Source organism: Sandaracinus amylolyticus, assembly GCF_021631985.1.
GTDB lineage: Bacteria > Myxococcota_A > Polyangia > Polyangiales > Sandaracinaceae > Sandaracinus > Sandaracinus amylolyticus_A.
In genome coordinates this window covers 3,997,805-4,014,380 of sequence record NZ_CP070225.1, presented here as the reverse complement: position 1 = coordinate 4,014,380, position 16,576 = coordinate 3,997,805, and the positions used below count along the sequence as shown (strand labels likewise).

Sequence of the window (16,576 nt, the reverse complement as noted above, 5' to 3'; positions counted from 1 at the left end):
TCCGGTGCTCGAGCAGGACCCGACTGCTCGCGCTCTCGACGCCGGACGCGCCGGCCCTAGCCGGGCAGGCCGATAGGTCAGAGATTCCCGAAGAGCGTCGGCCAGACGCCCGCGCCGAGCGCGAAGTCCGCCTCGATCGAGCCCTCCCAGTCGTCGCGCTCGAAGCGCGCCGGGCTGTCGGGCTTGTCCATCGCGATCGCCTCGGGCTTGCGCGCGACGCCGATCACGAGCGGCGCGAGCCCCGGCTTGCTCATGTCGAGCACCGCCCACTTCGTCGCGCTCACGCGCGGCGAGACGATGACCGTCGTGCGGCCCTGGAACACGTTCTTGACGGTCGTCACGCCGACCACGTTCGCGTTCGCGTCGAGCGTGCCCGTCTGCCCGACGTTCACCGGCTTGTCGACGCCGGCGACCTCGAGCGCGATGTCCTCCTGGTCGGTGCCCACGAGCAGCACCGTGCCGCTCATCTCGAGCGGCTCGCCGTTCTCCGAGAGCCAGCCGCCCATCGTCTTCAGGGCGGCGCGGTACTCGGAGTGCGAGAGCGGGTTGTTCGACTTGTTCGACTGCACGCCGCCGTTCGGTCCGAACGGGTGCGAGGTCGAGCACAGCGCGACGCCGTCGAACCCGACGGGGTTCGACATGAGCATGTCGAACACCGGCTTGTCGAAGTAGCTCACGACGCTCTGCAGGAACGCCGAGATGCGCCGCGCGATCGCGCCGCTCGAGTCGTGCCGCACGTTGAGCGCGGGGATGCGCAGGCTCTTCTCGTACGGCTCGACCGGGTAGCTCTGCCGGAACGAGCGCAGGTCCTGGAAGCGCTTGCTCCCGATCCACTTCCGCACCGGCGAGTCGTCGCCGAGGAAGGGGGCCTCGAGCGTCAGCCCGGTAACCGGCACTTCCTCGCAGATCATCGAGAACAGCGGCGTGCGCTGCCGATTGAAGAGCTCCTCGAAGCCCTGGTGGAACGCGGTCGTCGCCGCCGCGTAGTTCGTCGCGTAGTTCGTGATCGCCATGACGTCTGTCTCCCGATGCTTGAGGGCGCGTCAGGGCCTCACGGCGCGTTGACGCCGCGGAACCGACCGATCTCGACGTAGGCCTTGCTGTTGCGGTACGCGACGATGCGGCCCGCGGGCAGACCGGTCGCGGTGTCGGCGGTGCCGCCGACGGTCCCGTCGTCGACGGTGCGCGCGTCGAGGCCGACGTCGGTGATGTCGAGCGTCGGCGCGGCGATGCCCTCGACCTGACCGCGACGGAGCTTGATCTCCTTCGCGCCGTTCGCGCCGCCGGTGTTGTTGCCGCCGCCGTCCGCGACGCCGACGATCTCGAGGCCCGCCGCGCTGGTCGCGGCGATGCCGTAGCCGCCCGCGTTGCGCGCGATGAGCGAGCCGTTGAACCACACCGCGTTCGCGGCCGCGCCGATGCTCTCGAGGACGCCATCCTCGCCGAGCACGTCGCGCTTCTTGTCCTGCGTGAGAGCTGCCATGTCGCCTTCTCCGTGTTCGTGCTGGCGCCGGGATCACGCCCGCGCGCGACGCTCCTCGGTCGTCTCGCGCGCCTTCGCGGCGCAGACGTTCCGGTCCCACAGGCGCATCGCGAGGAGCGCCTCGAAGGTCACCTTCTCCTCGTCGTCGAGGTCCGCCTCGGCCACCGGGCCAGCATTGCCGGTCGGCCCCTTGCCGAGACGCGCCTCGGTCGACTGCGCGACTCGACCCGTCGGCACCGCGCGCGCGTTCTTCGTGAGCTTCGAGTAGAGCGCGCCGTTGAGGCGAGCGAGCTCGAGATACTCGTCGCGCTCCGCGGTCGGGACCTTTCCGGCCGCGACGTCCGCGTCGACCATCTCGACGACGCGATCACCGACCTGCGCCTCGAGCGTGGCGATGCGATTCAGCGCGAGCGACAGCGCGAGCTTCGTGCCCTTCGCCTTGCCGCCCTTCGACGCAGTGACGGCCGCGCCCTCGCCGGTCCCCGCCGGGGCCGCGTCATCGTCCTCCGCGAGCGCCGCGATCTCGTCGACGTTCTCGGTGACCCACGCGAGCAGTTCCGCGTCGGTCGCGACGCCGACCTTCTCCTTGAGCAGGTCCGCGAGCTGCGTCGCCTCGGCCGAAGCCGCCGGAGCGGTCGCGCCCTCGGTCCCGCCCTCCGCGGTGCCGCCCTCGGCGCGCTTCGTCGAGACCGCCTTGCGGTGCGCGGCGTACGCCGCGGTCACCGCGGCCGCCGGATCGCCGCCGCCCTTCGGCAGCGCCTCGATCACCTGCTCGCCCACCGCGAGCTGCTTCAGCGCCCGCACGCGCGAGACGGCCGGCGACGACCACTCGTCCGCGTCCATCTCCTCGCTGAACTCGATCCCGATGAGCGCGCACAGCTCGGTGAGCGCGGTGAGCGCGGCGCCGCGCAGAGTCATGACCTTCGGCTTCGTCATCGTGTCCTTCCCTCGCGATCGCAGGGTCACCACGGCACGCCGGCCGCGGCTCAACATCGCCGTGCTCGGCAGGAGCGTCTGCACCACCGGGCGGTTCGTGAGCGCGTGCGACTCGAGCGTCGCGCCCTCGATCGCGCCGGTGTCGTCCATGTCGTCGCCTTCGACGTGCACCGAGCCGTAGGCGAGGCGTCCGCGATCGACCTCGCGCGCGACCGTCGGCCAGAGCTCGGCGCGCAGCGCGAGGTGCGTGCGGCCCTTGTCGTTCACGAACGGCACCGCGGCGTGCGCCCAGCCGTTCGCGGGCGTGCCGGAGTCCTCGTAGGTGCCGTGCACCTCGCTCGGCGCGAAGTCGCTGGGCACCTTGCCGCCGTCGATCGGGCGCGGCATCGGCGACGCGTTCAGGTTCGCCGCCATCGAGTCGATCGCGGCCGCGGTGATGCGCGGGCGCGCGACGTTGCCGTCCGCGTCGAGCACGTCGGCTTCGTCTTCCTCGCTGGTCGCATCGAGCCAGCGCCACTGCCCGACCGTCTCGCCCGTCTTGTCGTCCCGGAGGTGCGGTCCCTTGAGCACGTCGCCGAGCTCGGCGAGCGCTGCGTCGAGCGCCGCGTTCCGCGATGCGTGCGTCTCGCCGACGCGCTCCCCGCTCGCGCGATCGACGACTTCCCACTCGCCGTCCGCGACTGCGCGCACGAAGACCGACGGAGCGATTGTCTCGCTCGCGGTGGTCGTCTCGCTGCTCGCGTCGCCCGGCATGCGCGAGGGACTCTGCGAAGCACGATCGAGGGCGACAATGATGACGCGCGCATCATGCCGCGCGCGTCATGTCGCGCGCGTCATGATGGTCTCAGCCTCGCGCGCGACGCACGACGCGCCTCGTGAGCAACGCCGAAGAGCAGCAGACCGCAGCGCCGCTCGTCGTGCGGCCGGTCACGCGCCGCATCGCGCGCGCGACGGTGCGAGACCAGCGCGACCTCAGCTCGAAGTTCGCAGAGTTCACGCCCGCGAAGCTCGGATCGATCCTTCGCGAAACCGAGCGCGGGCGCGTCGAGAACTGGGCCGATCTCTGCGACCGCATGGTGATCGACGCTGGCGTGCGCGCCGCGTACGAGACGCGCATCGCGGCGGTGAGCGGCGCGCGCCGCGAGGTGCTGCCCGGGCACACCGGCGATCCCGCGCGCGACCGCTACGCCGACGACGCGCGCGCGTTCGTCGAGAACATCATCGAGCAGCACCCGACGTTCGACGACGTCATCCACGATCTTCTCGACGGCATCGGGAAGGGCGCTGCGTTCGCCGAGATCGAGTGGCGCTTCGAGGACAACACGTGGCTGCCCGTCGGCCTGCACTGGGTCCACGCGCGCCGGTTCATGTACTCGCGCACCTGGGAGCCGCGGCTCGTCGACGACGGCGAGCGCGTGCACGCCGAGGGGCTCCCGCTCGAGCCCGGCAAGTGGATCGTCCACACGCCGAAGACGACGAGCGGATACCCCGCGCTCACCGGCGTCTTCCGCTCGGTGTGCTGGCCCTACTTGTTCAAGAAGTGGGGCCAGCAGTTCTGGCTCAGCGGCGCCGAGCGCTTCGCATGGCCCTTCATGTGGGCGAGGGTCCCGCGCGACGCATCGCGCGAGGTCCGCGAGAAGGCCCTCGAGTCGATGGAGCAGCTCTCCGCCGATCACGCGGCGGTCATCGAAGAGCCGGCCGCGTTCCAGTTGCTCGAGTCGACGATGAAGGACGCGGGGACGTGGAAAGAGTTCGACCTCGCGATGAACAACGAGATCGCCAAGGCGATCCTCGGCATGACCGACCTCAACCAGCCGTCGCGCATCGGCGCCTACGCGTCGGTCGAGAGCCGCCGGGGCGCCACCGTCGACGCGCGCATCGCGCTCGACGAGCGCTCGCTCGCCGCGACGATCCGCCGCGATCTCACGAAGTACCTGATCTGGTTCAATCGCCACCGCTTCGGCGGCGTGTTCGCGCCCGTGCCGCGCATCGGGTGGGTCGTCGCGAGCAAGAAGACGGAGGGCGCCGAGCTCAGCGACTCGCAGGTGAGCGCGGTCGCGGCGATCGTCGCAGCCGTCGAGGCGGGCACGCGCACGCCCGAGACCGGCGCTCTCATGATTCGACTCGCCGCGCCCTCGATCACGCCGCAAGAGGCCGTGAACCTCGCGCGCGCGGCCGCGGCGTCGAGGCCGAAGAGCGAGCCGACGGAGCCGAGCGACGCGCTCGCCGAGCAGGAGTCCACAGAGGACCCGATCCAGCCCGAGACCGAGTGGATCGACACCGAGGACGGGCACCGGCTGCAGGTCACCTCGGTGAGCGAGACGACGGTGTTCTTCGTCGACCTCGACGCGCCGAATCCCGCGCGCCAGTGGAGCTGGCGCCGAGCATCGTTTATCGAGCGCACGCGCCCCGCGCCGGCCGCGAGCGGCCTCGAGGACGGCGATGATGGCACCGGTCGCAAGTCTGACGAGGTCGGGCTCGCGAAGCGCGTGCTCGCGCATCCGAAGGGCGTGCTCCGCGACGGCGCCGACGACCTCGTCGATGTCACGAAGCGCGAGGCGTACGTCCTCGGCAAGTGGGCTCGCCGTGGGTGGTGGGAGTACGGTAGTTCGCTCCGTGGCGGCTGGCTCACGGACGAGGGGCGCGCGGCGCTGTCGACGATCGTCGCGAGCACGTAGTCACCCCAGCGCGTGGTCACCCCGCGAAGAAGCCGCGGGCGCGGCGTCGAGCGCGGGACGCCACCCCCGCATCGGCCGCGTCGCGGCGCGCGCCGCTCGAGGGCGTGAGCACTTCGAGGCCGTCGCTCTGCCGCAGCGCATCGAACGCCGCGGCCGCTGCGTCGACCTGGTCGTCCGGATCGCCCTTGTTGCCCGTGAACGCCGAGTGCTCGGCGATGAACTTCGACGCCCACATCGCCTTGCGCGGGATGCGCACGCGGCCGCGCGGGTCGTTGTATGCGCCGGCCCATCCCTGCGCGCGCTCGAACTTCTCCGTCGTCGCAGGCCACGCGTCGATGTAGACGGGATAGTCCGCGTGGCTCGCGAGCAGCTCGAGCAGCTGGTCCTCGGTGCGCCCCGTGTACATGACGACGCGCGCGCCCGGGTAGCGCCCGACGAGCGCGTGCAGACGCCGCGCGAAGCCCGGATCGATCGCGCCCTCGCGCTCGACGTCGCGCCGGTCGGCGAGCACGCCCTGCTCGCGGAGAGCCTCGACGACGTCGATCGTCCCGGTCTCGACGTTCAGGCGCAGCACGACGGCGGCGTTGTGGTCGCTGCGCGTGCGCGCCGTGCGCGCGATGTCGACGCCGATCGCGTACCGGAACGTGCCCGTGCTCTCGAGCTCGTCGACGAGGTTCGGATCGCCGAACACCGCGCCCGAGCGCGGGCGCGGCGAACCCATGTAGAGCGACCACCACCCGTACTCGCCGACGCGCGCGCGAAGGCGCTGCAGCCGGTCGAGCGTGAAGAGCTTCGGAGCGAGCGCGCGCAGCCCGTACGCGCCGTCGTTGGCGGCCCCGCTGATCGCGGTGAGGTTGAGCAGCTTGAACGGCGGCACCGCCTCGACGTCGTCGTTCGACGCCTGCGCGCGGGTGAGCTCGCCGATCAGGTCGTTCTCGTGCCAGCGCGTGTGGACGACGAACACGCTCGTGCCGCGCGGGTCCTGGCGCGTGTAGATGTCCTCGCGGAAGCCGTCGATCACGCGCTCGCGAATTCGGCGCGACTCCGCCTCTGCGCGGTTCTTGTGCGGGTCGTCGACGAAGACGACCCGGAAGCCCTCGCCGGTGATCTGCCCGCCGACGCCGCAGGCCTTCACGCCGCCGCCCGCGGCCGTCGTCCACTCGTCGCGCCGGCGCACGTCGCCGAGCGCGATCCCGGCCTTCACCGCGAGGCGCATCGCCTTGCGCACCTGCTTCGCGGCGAAGCCGTGCGCGTACGACGCGTAGAGGATGGTGCACGTCGGATCGCGCAGGAGCAGCCACACGATCGCGTGCACGAGGAGCGTCGTCTTGCCGTGCCGGGGCGGGACCGAGATGCAGACCTCGACCGTCTCGTCGAGCGCGCGCTCGATCTCGTTCGCGACGGGTTCGAGGTGCTCGGGCTCCTGCAGCTGCGGCGAGACGCGCGGGACGAGCGTCAGCAGTCGGCCCGGCTCGATCGCGCGCGAGCGCCCGAAGCGAGCACGACGTGCGATCACCTTCGCGCGCTCGCGCTCGATCCGTGCGACTCGTGCCGCGATCGCGCCCACGTCAGCCCTTGGGGTCGACCTCGGGCCCGAGAAGCGACTCGGCCTCGGTCGCGATCGCGCCGAGCTTCCCCAGAGCGCCGATGAGCTCGAGGGTCGACAGGCCGCCGGGGTCGCCGCCGAGCGCGACGCGTCGATCGAGCTCGGCGAGGAGCGTGCGCAGCGTGCTCGCCATCGGCTTGCGCCAGCTCTCCGGGTCGCCCTCCGCGACCAGCGCGCGCGCGACGTCCATCGCGGTGCTCGGGGAGCTCGGCGGCTTCGAGCGCTTCTTCCCGGACCGCTTGCGGGCGGGCTTGTCGGGGCGCTCCGCCGTCATCGCGCCAACGCCGCCCCGGCGATCGCGCCGAAGATTAGACCGAGCGCGAACGCGCTCACCACCATCCGCTCGTACAGCCGCCGGAGCTCCGCGTCCCAGTCCACGATCGCGCGCAGCACCGGCACCCGCACGCGCGCGTCGGGCACCGCTGCGCGGAGCGCGTCGGTCATCCGCTCGGCCTGAGCGCGCACGGTCACGCCCCCACCACGCACGGCGGGCCGTGCGGCCGATCGAACTCCGCCTCACCGCACCGAGCGCACTGCCCATGCGCGCGCTCGACGAAGGCGTGGTGGAAGCCGCCGCAGACCTCGCACGTCTCGGTGTCCCAGGGCCCGTCGGGGTCGCGCGCGTCTCCGAGCTTCGACGACGTCCCGTTCTCGTCGGCGCGTGCCACTCGCTCGGCGGCGTTCGGGTTGTCGAGGTACTCGATCACCTCGCCGCGCGTGAGCGGCGGCGTCTCGTACCGGTCGACGACCGTGTTCCAGACGCGGTAGCGCGGTCCGTCGTCGGTGTTCTTCCGGTGGACGAAGTTGGCCATCACGTCAGCTCCACGCGTCCGACGCGCACGATGACTTCTCGCACCACGAGCACTCGCGGTACGCGCCTCCGCCGGCCCGTCGGAGCCGGCCCATGCGAGCCGAACGCGCGAGGTCCTCGAAGACCTCGAGCACCGCGGCGGGATCGCGCTCGATGTGCTCGGCGAGCGTGCTCACGACTCGCCTCTTCCGCGCAGCAACGCCGCCGTGTGACGCGCCTCGCCCGCGGCCTCGTCTGCGAGGTGCTGCAGGTGGTCGCTCGGCCATCGCGTCCCATCGAGCGCGGCCGCTGCCATGTCGCAGGCACGCGCGAGCAGTTTCGCGCCGGGGCCAGGGCGATTCAGCGAGAGCGGCGGGCCGATCCTGCGCTCGACGCGCCGCAGCGCGACGTGCAGGTGCATGAGCTCTAAGCCGTCTGCGCGGCGCGACATCGCTGCGAGCGCCGCGTCGACGCGCTCGCGCAGCACCTCGAGGTCGTCGCGCAGCGTGCGCGGTCGAGTCTCGGTCGCGCGATAGGCCCCGACAGGCAGACGTCGCTCCGGGTCTCCGCCGCAGGTGCACCAACGCCCGACGCGGCTTGCACCCGGCGGTCGCGAGCACGCGTCGCAGGCCTGCGCGGTCCACTTCCCGATCGTCGTCATCACACACCTCCCGCGCCCGCGGGCGCGCTCGTCTTCGGCCGGAACACACGCCAGTGCAGGCCCGTGCGCTTCGCGAGCGCGCGCGCCGCCTCGTGGCTCATCCGTTCGCCCGCGTCGGCGCGCAGGACCGTGCGCTTCGAGAGCCCCGTGTCCTCCTGCAGCTCGAGCAGTGAGACGTCGTGCACGGCTCGCCACGCGCGCAGCGGGGTCGGGCGGAACTCGCCTTCGCACTTCGAGCACAGGTCCTTGCCCGCCGGCAGGCTCCGCGGGCAGAGCGGGCAGGGGAGCTCGAGGCCGAGTCGGAGGGCGCCGATCATCGGAGCGCCTCGATCGCGGCATCGATCCGGCCCTCGTGCCCCGTGTCGATGCCCATCGACGACACGACGTCGCGGAGCTTCTGGAGCTCGTCGCGCAGCGCTCCGACCCGGTGCGCGATCCGCTCGCCGAGGAACGCGGGGCCCCTCGCGTCCGACGCGTTCCACGCGGCACGACCGCGCCGCGCCGCGTCGATCTCATCGAGTAGCGCGGGTAGCGACTCGCCCTCGATCGCGAACCACTCGCCCCGCACGCGTCGGTGTCCGAGCACCCGGTGGAGCTCGGCCTCTGCCGTCATGTCGCCGTCGATCACGCCGAGGATCGCGAGCAGGTGCGGGCACCCGCACTGCAGCGTCGCGACCCTCGCCGCCACGTCCTCCGAGGCGAAGCCGACCTTCACGTACGGCGTGCCGACTGCACGGACGAAGTAGATCACGGCGAGGCCCTCCTACATCTGGCACCTGAAATCGCGTCCGACGCGCGCGCGGCAAGCCGCACCGACCCCCACCCCCCTTGGTGATTTCGGTCGAGCATCAGAGGTCGACTCCTCGACGGCGTCGCGTCGAGCGCTCGGTCGCGCTCTCGTCGATGGCCTGCGCAACGACCTTGGCGACGCGCTCGTCGCGTGCGCGGACTGCTTCGATCACGCGCCTGTCGGTCGCGATGTCGCGGTCGATCTCGGTGTCGAGTTCGGCGATCACCGTCGCGACGCGCTCCTCGCGCTTCGCACTCGGCAGGCCGAGCAGATCGCGCATCGGGATTCCCGTCGCCTTCGAGATCCTCTGGGCGTTCTCAGGAGATGCCCGCCGCCCCGCCGCGATCGCCATGATGGTGCGAAGCGGCACGCCGGTGCGCTTCTCGAGCTTCGTCCACGGGAAGCCGCGATCCGAGTGACGCCACGCGCGCAGCGGGGTGACGGGGAGCGTCGCGTCGGGGTGGGCGCTCATCGAGCACACTCCACGACGCGCAGCACGACCTCGGTGCGCGGGCTGGCTGCGTCGATCTCACGTCGCCCACGGACGTCGACGAGGCGCCGGTCGTTCGTGTAGGCGACGCCCTGCAACGCATCGGCCACGAGCTTCGCGTAGTTGTCGGCGTCGCCACGCTGCACCGGGGCGCAGTACGCGACGACCTCGAGCGTGTAGTGCGCTTCGAGCGGCCACGTGCGCATGCGCGCTACGAGCGACTGCACGAGCAGGGCGTGAGCGTGCTGCGCAGCGCGCATCGCGGGGTCCGTCCAGCGCTGCGAGCCCTTCGAGCGGGCGCGCTTCCACGTGACGGGGCGGCCCGGGAGCGTGTAGCGGAGCTCGGTCACAGCGCACCGCCGCGCATGCTCTTGCCCTCGATCCCGATCACGTACGCGTCGCGACGCATGCGGTCGTAGGTGCGACCGTCGTACGTCCCATCGACGAGCGCGCCGAGGAAGCCCGAGGGAGGTTCGACCTCGCCCTTCTTCGCGTTGGTGAGCGCGATCGTGAGCTGCCTACGTCGCGACTGTCGACGGTCGACGATGCGGTGCCACGCGGGGCGCTCGAGCTTCGCGAGCCAGTCGTCGAGGTCGTCGCGCGAGAGGTCGCCGCGGAGCTCGTCGATCACGAGCAGGCCGCTCGCGTCGTACCGCGAGAGTTCGGCCTTGCCTCCGTCCTCGCGCGAGCGATCGCGCTGCCACCGCGCGTAGTCGCGCAGGTACTCCTCGAGCGTCACGTACCGGCCGCCCATCTGCGCGATCGCCCACGCAGCCGCGAGCGTCTTGCCGGTGCCCCGCTCGCCACACAGCACGAGCATGTTGCGATCGGGCGTGACGGTGTCGGTCGCTCGAGCGAGCCACCCGCGCACGACGCGCATCGCGTGCTTGTTTGGATCGAAGGTCTCGTCGAGCAGCATCCTCCGGTCTTCGTCTCGAAGCGGTCCGGGCTCTGCGACCCCGCTCGCGAGGAGCCGCTCGTTGCGCTCCTGCCGACGGAGCCGAACCTCCATCCGGTGGATGTCCTCGTCGCTCGCGGTCGCCATCGCGGCGGTCGCCTCGATCACGGCGGCGAGATCACGACCGACAGGCGCGAGAGGTCGCTCGGCCCCGCGGCGCTCCTCGCGCTCACGTCGAAGGCGAGCGTCGCGCTCGATCATCGCGCGCAGCGGGCACGCGTCGAGGACGTGCTCGCTCGAACCGCACTCGGCGCACGGAGGCGCCTTCGTCTCGCCGTCAGCCACCGAGCACCCCCTTCGCGTACGTGTTCAGGCGCCGCTCGAGCGCTGCGCGCCCCTCGGGCGTCTCGTCGGGCAACAGCCCGAGCTGCCCGAGCTCCTCGTCGGTCGTCGCGTTCGCCGCGTGCTCGTCGGCCGAGGGCAGCGCCGCACGGCCTCTTGCGGGCGCCTGCAGGTACCGGCCGGGCTCCGCCGCGATCCGCGCGAGCGGGTAGGTCGCTTCGCGCATCCACGGATCGGCGAACGCCCCGGCGAGCACTCGCTCGACGATCGCGGCGTGCTCGGCCGCGCGGTGCTCGTCGGCGAGCCACTGCGCGAGCGCCTCGAGCGCGTCGGCCTGCGTTCGATGCGCCGGCATCGGGGCGCCTCGCACGATCGCGTCGACCTGCGAGCGTCCGAGCCACACGCACTTCGCGTTGCGGCGCTTCGTCGCGTAGGCCTCGGCCCACAGCCGCACGAGCCCCGACTTCGACGGGTCGGTGGCGCGCATGCCGAGCCCGTGCAGTTCGGCGGGGCTCGGGGGTGGCGTCGGCGCGGGCTTTGGATTTTCCGACCGGCCAGCGTCGCGCGCACGCGACTCCGAGCGTAGCGAGGAGATCTCTTCGTCTTCGTCCTCGTCCGGAGCGTCCGGTTGGAAATCCGGGTCATTTCCGGTCGGATTTCCGGGTCCGTTTCCGGTCGGATTTCCATCCGGAAATCCACCCTTCGGACCCTTCCTGTTCCGGTCGGCTTCGAGCTGCTTTTCCCAGTTCGCGCGCGTGATGTTGATGGTGGTGAAGTCGTGGCAGAGCGCGTCGATCTCTCCTGCGTCGATCGCGATGAGCGGCTCGCCGCGGCACCCATCGGACGCGGGATGTCGCGCGGTGAGCTCGGCGCGGATCGCGGGCCAGCGCTTCGGCTTCGCCCACATCTCGAGCATCTCGACCGGCACGAGGCCATCGGTCATCTCGGACGCCGCGTAGGACCACGCGCGCGTGAGCACGCCGAGCGCCTCGTTGGAGATGCGACGGATCTTCGGGTTCTTCCAGAGCCCGCCCATGAGCAGCGCGTAGCGCTCGCGCCTCGGTCGTCCGCGCTTGCCGCTCACGCTGCGTGCTCCTCGTCGTAGCGGGTCCAGAACTCGGGCGGCGTGCAGCCCTTCCGCTGGTTGCACGCGCGGCAGAGCAGCTGGACGTTAGCGAGCACGTGCCGGCCGCCGCGCGCGAGCGGCACGACGTGATCGAGCGTCGCCTGCAGCGGGTGGTTCTCGATGAGGTTCACCATCTCGCCACAGCCGAGGCACCGACCGCCGGCCGCGTCGATCACGCGCTTCCGGAGCCAGTGTCGCGCGCGGTTCTCGCGCTTCCAGTGAGGCCGCTTGCGCGTCACGCCGAGAACCCCTCGCCGGCGCGCGCGAGGGGCGCGACCATCAGCGTCCAGAGGGCGCCCCGCACGACGAGCACGGGATGCCCGAGGCCGAGCGACGCGACGGCCATCTGCGCGACTTCGACGCTCGCGTCGCCGTGGCCCTTCGCGAGACCCATCGCGTGGATCACGAAGCGCCGATCGACTGGCACGCCGGCGACCACGCAGACGCCGTCGCGGTCCGCCTTCCGCGCGAGCCAGGCCAGCTTGCTCTGATCGATGGTGCTCGACGGCGCGGAACGTGCGCGCTCGAGCGTGCTGCGCATCGTCGGCGGGACCGAGCGCGGCGGGCGCGTGAGACGCGCGAGAATATCGGACGCGAGCACGCCCGGGCGTGACGCGACAGCGCACCACGCCGACTCGGCGCCGAGCATGAAGAGCTCGTCGCCGCCGTCGTAGAGGGCCTCGAAGTCGATGAGGGTCAGCTCGCTCACGCGGCCTCCGATCGCGGGCGCGACGCGCCCTTCGCGGTGGTGAGCGCCTCCGCGGGCGTCCACCCGCGCTTCACGCGCTCGTAGATGGCTTGCGCGGTGAGCGCGACGTCGGGCTCGCGCGACCACTGCGGATACGACAGCTCGCGGTCGCCCCACCGCAGCATCAGCAGCGGACCGCGCGGCGTCGTGCGCGCCCTACGTCGACGAGGGTGCACCTCGCGCGCGAGCAGGCGCTCGCGGACCTCCGCGAGCTCCATCACGTGCCCCGGGCGGTACGCGCTCGGATTCAGCCCACGCGTGAGCGTGTCGAGCCGCCGCGCGCGTGCCTGGAGCTCGTAGCTGAGCGCGACCATGCGCTCGCCGAGCTCGGAGTAGGGCACCGCCGGAAGGTCGGGCCCGTCAGTCGGCCGTCGGCCGCGCGCGCGTGCACCAGTCTCGGTCACGCGGCGGCCCTCCGCTCGTACGCCTGCACGTACGTCCACGCGAGTTGCGGGTAGACGCCGAGGGCGTCCGCGATCTCGCGGTACGACGCACCCGCAGCCCGCATCTCGCCCGCACGCCTCACGCGCTCGGCGCGGACCTCGGGAGCGACGCGACGGAACTTCGGTTCCCGGCGGCGCTTCGTCCTGGGCTCGCTCTCGCCGCACGGCGAGGTCGCGAGCGCCCACGTCGCGAGCGCTCCACAGGTCGAGCACCTCGCGATCGTCTCGCCGGTGACGGTCGTCTCGGGCGTCCACATGTGAGCGCGCGTCATGTCGCGAGCACCTCCGCGATCGGCCCGGTCCAGCACGACTCGGGATCGGTGCGCGACCAGCGCTCCTCGATGACGACCTCGGCCGCTCCGGGCGCGCGGGGCGCGGTGCGCGGCACGATCTCGAGGACGACGTAGTTGCGCTCGGCGCCGCCCTGCTTCTTGCCGTCGACGTGCGCGCCGAAGCGCGGGCGCTCGACGAGCATCGCGCGCCGGCGCACGCGAGCGCGCTCACGCCAGAAGGGCGCGCGACCGTCTGAGTACTCGAAGTCGGTCTTGAGGATCGCGACGACGCATGCGGGAGCGGTCCGGTCGAGCATCGCCAGCGTGCGCTCGACGAACCGCAGGTCGAGGTCGTTGCCGTACGGCGGGTTCTGCAACGACGCGGCGACCGTGTTCGGCACGTCGGCGCCGGTCGTGAGCTTCAGGAAATCGCCCTCGTTGACCAGGAGCCCCGGGAAGCGCGTGCGCGCGTGCGCGGCCCATGCGGGGTCGAGCTCGAACGCGAGCACGTTCTCGATGGGGTGCCCAGCGAGCACGAGGCCCTCGACCAGGTTCCCGCTGCCGCAGCTCGGCTCGAGCACGACGGCGCCGCGCGGGATCCAGCGCGCCGCGCGCCGCGCGATCCACGCCTCGGTGAAGTACTGGTCGAGCTCGGAGCGGCGCTCGGGCTCGAAGAGGTCGAGGTTGCTCATCGGTACCCCCGCAGCGCATGCACCTCGCGGCGCAGCTCCATCGCGTGGCGGATCCACCACGTCGCGACGGCTTCCCAGTGCGCGCCCTCGTCCTGCGCGCCGTTGCGCTGGCCGACGAGCAGACGGCGTACGTGCTCGCATCGAGCGCGCTCGCGCTTCCGCCCGATCACGAACGCGATCGACGCGACGAGGCCCGTCCACGCGACGAGAGCGATCACGGCGAGCATCACGCCGCACCACCCATCGGCAGCGGGAACTGGACGCTCGCGAGACGCTGCTCGATCAGGCGCGCGTATTCGGGGTTGAGCTCGATTCCGAGTGCGCGCCGGCCGCGCTCGAGCGCGACCTGCAACGTGGTCCCGGAGCCCGCGAACGGGTCGAGCACGAGGCCCTCGCGCGGGCAGCCCGCGAGCACGCAGGGCTCGACGAGATCGGGCGGGAACGTCGCGAAGTGCGCGCCCTCGTAGGGCCTCGTCGCGATCGTCCAGACCGAGCGCCGGTTCGCGCCAGCGGGCTCGCCGTCCGCGTTGAGACGCGGCTTCCGCTCGGGCACGTCGCGCGCGATGTTGTGCGCGGCGATCTTGCCGAGCGCGTCGGTGCCCTTCGACCGACGCGTGGTGCCATACGCGGTGAACGTCTTCTCGGCGAGGGGCGTGCGGATCGAATCGGCGTCGTAGAAGTACCGCTCGCTCTTCGTGAGCAGGAAGAGATACTCGTGGGACTTCGTCGGCCGGTCGGTCACCGACTCCGGGAGCGGGTTGGGCTTCGACCAGATGATGTCCGAGCGGAGCCACCACCCGTCGTCCTGCATCGCGAGCGCGACGCGCCACGGGATGCCGACCAGGTCCTTGGGCTTCAGCCCGTGGCCGCGCTTCTTCGTGTCGATGCGCGCGGTGAAGGTGCGCGACGCGCGCTGCCCATGCTTCCCCTGGAACCCGCCGGGGTTGCCCGCGTACGAGTCGCCGAGGTTCACCCAGCACGTGCCGTCGGAGCGGAGCACGCGACGCACCTCTCGGAACACCTCGACGAGCTTCTCGACGAACTCGTGCGGGCTCTCCTCGAGGCCGAGCTGCCCCTCGACGCCGTAGTCGCGCAGGCCCCAGTAGGGCGGCGACGTCACGACGCAGTGCACGCTTTCGTCTGGGAGCTCGCGCAGGCGCGCGCGGCAGTCGCCGACGAGCACGAGGCCCTTCCGCGTCGCGTCGATCACGGCATCACCTCGGGGCCCGCGAGGACCGCGATCTCACAGAGCGTGCAGCGCCACATCGCTACGGCGATCGGGCGCAGGCAGCCCTCGCACGGCTTCGTCGCGGGCTCCTCTCGAGCCTCGGCGACCAGCACGCAGCGCATCTCGCGCGCGACGTCGACGAGCGCGTGCTCCACGCCGATCGGCGCGGGCCACACGAGGCTCGAGAGGACCGCCAGCATCAGGTCGCCCCGCCCGGTCCGATGACGAGAGTGAGCACGTCGACGTCGGCGTGGTCGATCACGATCGGAGGCGCGTTCGGGATCGCCGGCTTCACACCGCCCGCGCGGTAGAGGCGCGCGGTGCCGATGCGCACCTCGCGGATCGTGTGTCCGCCGACGCGCGCATCGGCGATCGCCGCCCCAAGCGACGCGCAAAGCGCATCGCGCTCGCGCAGCTGGTCCTCGGTGAGCGTCGCGGACAGCATCACGCCTCCGGCGTCCCGAAGAAGAGCGGCAGCTCGGTCGCGATGCGCGCCTCGTCGCACGCCTCGGCGAACGCATCGTCGAAGGCCTCGTCGGCGCGCTGGAGCTGGACCGTCCACGTGATCGATCCCGCGTGCACGCGGTAGCGCAGGCGCGCGATCACGACGTAGAAGCGCCCGCTGCGGAACACCGGCATGTTCAGCGCGAACGCAGGGGGCACGCGCACCTGGCCGCCGCCCGCGTCGCGGTGCGTCTCCTCGAAGCCGAGCGCCGTCTCGCCGGTCGACAGGTTCACCGCCTGCGTGACCTTCGCGTCGACGCGGACCGAGAGCCCCTTCGACAGCACCATCAGCTCGATCGAGTTGGCGAGGCGCTCGATGTGCATCTCGGCGACGCGCTCGAGCGTCTTCTCGCCGAGCTTCTCGGGCGAGATCACGTCGACGATGCGCTCTTCGAGGAACGCGGCGAAGTCGCCCTGCGACAGGGGCTTTCCCGCGATCTCGGTCCACGCCTTCCACGCATCGGAGATCGGGAACGCGTACTCGGCGCGGTGCTCGCCGAAGCGCGGCTGCCCCGCCGTGACGACGCGCCCGCTCACCTCGTCGCGAGCGTTCGAGTGGTGATAGTCGAACACCGCGAGGAGCTTCGGCGCCTTGCGGTTGTCGACCGCGAAGAGTGCCGACTCGTCGTCGGCGAAGCGACGCACGAACCCGCAGAACGCGGCGAGCGTGGTGAGCTTCGCGGTGCCCTTCTTCCGCTCCGGGCGCTCGCGGCGCTTGTCGATCTGTGGCTTCAGGTCGACGATCTCCATCCCCTTCGGGATCACGACGAGCTCGCCGTCTGCGATGCCGTCGACCTCGCACACCTTCGGCGTGGCGAGGCGCTCGACGGCTTCGATCGCGGCGCGCACGTCGCCCTGCTGTTCGCTGTTGCCCTCGTAGCTGCTCATG

General features: G+C 71.7%; 26 protein-coding genes. 1 reads left to right on the top strand and 25 read right to left on the bottom strand.

What is annotated here, in order from left to right:
- Positions 1-77 precede the first annotated feature (77 nt).
- The 3 genes from I5071_RS16815 to I5071_RS16805 are packed head-to-tail and all read right to left on the bottom strand — an operon-like array spanning position 78 to position 3,172.
- Positions 78-1,013, bottom strand: a complete 936-nt coding sequence (locus tag I5071_RS16815; RefSeq protein WP_236606480.1) for a Mu-like prophage major head subunit gpT family protein — start codon at positions 1,011-1,013, stop codon at positions 78-80.
- 38 nt (positions 1,014-1,051) lie between these two features.
- Positions 1,052-1,483: a hypothetical protein gene (locus tag I5071_RS16810; RefSeq protein WP_236606479.1), complete on the bottom strand. Its 432-nt coding sequence runs from the start codon at positions 1,481-1,483 to the stop codon at positions 1,052-1,054.
- Positions 1,484-1,516: 33 nt separating this feature from the next.
- Entirely contained in the window at positions 1,517-3,172 is a 1,656-nt protein-coding gene (locus I5071_RS16805; protein WP_236606478.1) for a hypothetical protein, read from the bottom strand.
- Between the two features lie 122 nt (positions 3,173-3,294).
- On the opposite strand from I5071_RS16805, the gene I5071_RS16800 reads away from it, so the two are divergent.
- Positions 3,295-5,097 carry a phage portal protein family protein gene (locus tag I5071_RS16800; RefSeq protein WP_236606477.1) on the top strand — a complete coding sequence of 601 codons (1,803 nt, stop codon included), beginning with the start codon at positions 3,295-3,297 and terminating at the stop codon, positions 5,095-5,097.
- Positions 5,098-5,113: 16 nt separating this feature from the next.
- Here the strand turns inward: I5071_RS16800 and I5071_RS16795 are convergent, their stop codons facing one another.
- The 22 genes from I5071_RS16795 to I5071_RS16690 all read right to left on the bottom strand — a co-directional run bounded on the left by I5071_RS16795 (position 5,114) and on the right by I5071_RS16690 (position 16,575).
- A complete protein-coding gene (locus tag I5071_RS16795) occupies positions 5,114-6,664 on the bottom strand; it encodes a terminase large subunit domain-containing protein (RefSeq protein WP_236606476.1) in 1,551 nt (516 codons plus the stop codon).
- Position 6,665: 1 nt separating this feature from the next.
- Positions 6,666-6,977 (bottom strand): hypothetical protein, encoded by a 312-nt coding sequence (locus I5071_RS16790; RefSeq protein WP_236606475.1) that lies wholly within the window; start codon positions 6,975-6,977, stop codon positions 6,666-6,668.
- The gene (locus I5071_RS16785; protein WP_236606474.1) at positions 6,974-7,147 is read right to left on the bottom strand and encodes a hypothetical protein; all 174 of its coding nucleotides are present in this window, start codon (positions 7,145-7,147) and stop codon (positions 6,974-6,976) included. The genes I5071_RS16790 and I5071_RS16785 overlap by 4 nt, the downstream gene beginning before the upstream one ends.
- 23 nt (positions 7,148-7,170) lie before the next feature.
- Positions 7,171-7,515: a hypothetical protein gene (locus I5071_RS16780; RefSeq protein ID WP_236606473.1), complete on the bottom strand. Its 345-nt coding sequence runs from the start codon at positions 7,513-7,515 to the stop codon at positions 7,171-7,173.
- Between the two features lie 4 nt (positions 7,516-7,519).
- Entirely contained in the window at positions 7,520-7,690 is a 171-nt protein-coding gene (locus I5071_RS16775) for a hypothetical protein (RefSeq protein WP_236606472.1), read from the bottom strand.
- Positions 7,687-8,154, bottom strand: coding sequence for a hypothetical protein (locus I5071_RS16770; protein WP_236606471.1), 468 nt, complete (start codon positions 8,152-8,154; stop codon positions 7,687-7,689). The genes I5071_RS16775 and I5071_RS16770 overlap by 4 nt, the downstream gene beginning before the upstream one ends.
- Positions 8,154-8,471, bottom strand: coding sequence for a hypothetical protein (locus I5071_RS16765; RefSeq protein ID WP_236606470.1), 318 nt, complete (start codon positions 8,469-8,471; stop codon positions 8,154-8,156). Before I5071_RS16765 ends, I5071_RS16770 begins: the two co-directional genes overlap by 1 nt.
- Positions 8,468-8,905: a GIY-YIG nuclease family protein gene (locus tag I5071_RS16760; protein ID WP_236606469.1), complete on the bottom strand. Its 438-nt coding sequence runs from the start codon at positions 8,903-8,905 to the stop codon at positions 8,468-8,470. Before I5071_RS16760 ends, I5071_RS16765 begins: the two co-directional genes overlap by 4 nt.
- A gap of 97 nt (positions 8,906-9,002) precedes the next feature.
- The gene (locus I5071_RS16755; protein ID WP_268921233.1) at positions 9,003-9,416 is read right to left on the bottom strand and encodes a helix-turn-helix domain-containing protein; all 414 of its coding nucleotides are present in this window, start codon (positions 9,414-9,416) and stop codon (positions 9,003-9,005) included.
- Positions 9,413-9,784, bottom strand: a complete 372-nt coding sequence (locus tag I5071_RS16750; protein ID WP_236606467.1) for a RusA family crossover junction endodeoxyribonuclease — start codon at positions 9,782-9,784, stop codon at positions 9,413-9,415. The genes I5071_RS16755 and I5071_RS16750 overlap by 4 nt, the downstream gene beginning before the upstream one ends.
- A complete protein-coding gene (locus I5071_RS16745) occupies positions 9,781-10,677 on the bottom strand; it encodes an ATP-binding protein (protein ID WP_236606466.1) in 897 nt (298 codons plus the stop codon). The genes I5071_RS16750 and I5071_RS16745 overlap by 4 nt, the downstream gene beginning before the upstream one ends.
- The gene (locus I5071_RS16740) at positions 10,670-11,758 is read right to left on the bottom strand and encodes a hypothetical protein (RefSeq protein WP_236606465.1); all 1,089 of its coding nucleotides are present in this window, start codon (positions 11,756-11,758) and stop codon (positions 10,670-10,672) included. The genes I5071_RS16745 and I5071_RS16740 overlap by 8 nt, the downstream gene beginning before the upstream one ends.
- The gene (locus I5071_RS16735) at positions 11,755-12,039 is read right to left on the bottom strand and encodes an HNH endonuclease (RefSeq protein ID WP_236606464.1); all 285 of its coding nucleotides are present in this window, start codon (positions 12,037-12,039) and stop codon (positions 11,755-11,757) included. Before I5071_RS16735 ends, I5071_RS16740 begins: the two co-directional genes overlap by 4 nt.
- Positions 12,036-12,509, bottom strand: coding sequence for a hypothetical protein (locus I5071_RS16730; protein WP_236606463.1), 474 nt, complete (start codon positions 12,507-12,509; stop codon positions 12,036-12,038). Before I5071_RS16730 ends, I5071_RS16735 begins: the two co-directional genes overlap by 4 nt.
- The gene (locus tag I5071_RS16725) at positions 12,506-12,952 is read right to left on the bottom strand and encodes a hypothetical protein (RefSeq protein WP_236606462.1); all 447 of its coding nucleotides are present in this window, start codon (positions 12,950-12,952) and stop codon (positions 12,506-12,508) included. Before I5071_RS16725 ends, I5071_RS16730 begins: the two co-directional genes overlap by 4 nt.
- Positions 12,949-13,263: a hypothetical protein gene (locus tag I5071_RS16720; RefSeq protein WP_236606461.1), complete on the bottom strand. Its 315-nt coding sequence runs from the start codon at positions 13,261-13,263 to the stop codon at positions 12,949-12,951. The genes I5071_RS16725 and I5071_RS16720 overlap by 4 nt, the downstream gene beginning before the upstream one ends.
- Positions 13,260-13,955 (bottom strand): hypothetical protein, encoded by a 696-nt coding sequence (locus tag I5071_RS16715; RefSeq protein ID WP_236606460.1) that lies wholly within the window; start codon positions 13,953-13,955, stop codon positions 13,260-13,262. The genes I5071_RS16720 and I5071_RS16715 overlap by 4 nt, the downstream gene beginning before the upstream one ends.
- Positions 13,952-14,173: a hypothetical protein gene (locus I5071_RS16710; RefSeq protein ID WP_236606459.1), complete on the bottom strand. Its 222-nt coding sequence runs from the start codon at positions 14,171-14,173 to the stop codon at positions 13,952-13,954. The genes I5071_RS16715 and I5071_RS16710 overlap by 4 nt, the downstream gene beginning before the upstream one ends.
- Before the next feature lie 8 nt (positions 14,174-14,181).
- Positions 14,182-15,165, bottom strand: a complete 984-nt coding sequence (locus I5071_RS16705; RefSeq protein WP_236606458.1) for a DNA-methyltransferase — start codon at positions 15,163-15,165, stop codon at positions 14,182-14,184.
- A complete protein-coding gene (locus I5071_RS16700; protein WP_236606457.1) occupies positions 15,162-15,383 on the bottom strand; it encodes a hypothetical protein in 222 nt (73 codons plus the stop codon). The genes I5071_RS16705 and I5071_RS16700 overlap by 4 nt, the downstream gene beginning before the upstream one ends.
- Complete coding sequence (locus I5071_RS16695) at positions 15,383-15,628, bottom strand: hypothetical protein (protein WP_236606456.1); 246 nt, start codon at positions 15,626-15,628, stop codon at positions 15,383-15,385. Before I5071_RS16695 ends, I5071_RS16700 begins: the two co-directional genes overlap by 1 nt.
- The gene (locus tag I5071_RS16690; RefSeq protein WP_236606455.1) at positions 15,628-16,575 is read right to left on the bottom strand and encodes a DUF2303 family protein; all 948 of its coding nucleotides are present in this window, start codon (positions 16,573-16,575) and stop codon (positions 15,628-15,630) included. Before I5071_RS16690 ends, I5071_RS16695 begins: the two co-directional genes overlap by 1 nt.
- Position 16,576 lies beyond the last annotated feature (1 nt).

Bases quoted from the DNA above. Each gene is read 5' to 3' on its own strand.
- I5071_RS16715 (WP_236606460.1), bottom strand. From the start codon at position 13,955: ATGAGCAACCTCGACCTCTTCGAGCCCGAGCGCCGCTCCGAGCTCGAC.
- I5071_RS16785 (WP_236606474.1), bottom strand. From the start codon at position 7,147: ATGACCGACGCGCTCCGCGCAGCGGTGCCCGACGCGCGCGTGCGGGTG.
- I5071_RS16690 (WP_236606455.1), bottom strand. From the start codon at position 16,575: ATGAGCAGCTACGAGGGCAACAGCGAACAGCAGGGCGACGTGCGCGCC.
- I5071_RS16765 (WP_236606470.1), bottom strand. From the start codon at position 8,471: ATGATCGGCGCCCTCCGACTCGGCCTCGAGCTCCCCTGCCCGCTCTGC.
- I5071_RS16770 (WP_236606471.1), bottom strand. From the start codon at position 8,154: ATGACGACGATCGGGAAGTGGACCGCGCAGGCCTGCGACGCGTGCTCG.
- I5071_RS16810 (WP_236606479.1), bottom strand. From the start codon at position 1,483: ATGGCAGCTCTCACGCAGGACAAGAAGCGCGACGTGCTCGGCGAGGAT.
- I5071_RS16780 (WP_236606473.1), bottom strand. From the start codon at position 7,515: ATGGCCAACTTCGTCCACCGGAAGAACACCGACGACGGACCGCGCTAC.
- I5071_RS16720 (WP_236606461.1), bottom strand. From the start codon at position 13,263: ATGACGCGCGCTCACATGTGGACGCCCGAGACGACCGTCACCGGCGAG.
- I5071_RS16700 (WP_236606457.1), bottom strand. From the start codon at position 15,383: ATGCTGGCGGTCCTCTCGAGCCTCGTGTGGCCCGCGCCGATCGGCGTG.
- I5071_RS16805 (WP_236606478.1), bottom strand. From the start codon at position 3,172: ATGCCGGGCGACGCGAGCAGCGAGACGACCACCGCGAGCGAGACAATC.
- I5071_RS16695 (WP_236606456.1), bottom strand. From the start codon at position 15,628: ATGCTGTCCGCGACGCTCACCGAGGACCAGCTGCGCGAGCGCGATGCG.
- I5071_RS16755 (WP_268921233.1), bottom strand. From the start codon at position 9,416: ATGAGCGCCCACCCCGACGCGACGCTCCCCGTCACCCCGCTGCGCGCG.
- I5071_RS16790 (WP_236606475.1), bottom strand. From the start codon at position 6,977: ATGACGGCGGAGCGCCCCGACAAGCCCGCCCGCAAGCGGTCCGGGAAG.
- I5071_RS16815 (WP_236606480.1), bottom strand. From the start codon at position 1,013: ATGGCGATCACGAACTACGCGACGAACTACGCGGCGGCGACGACCGCG.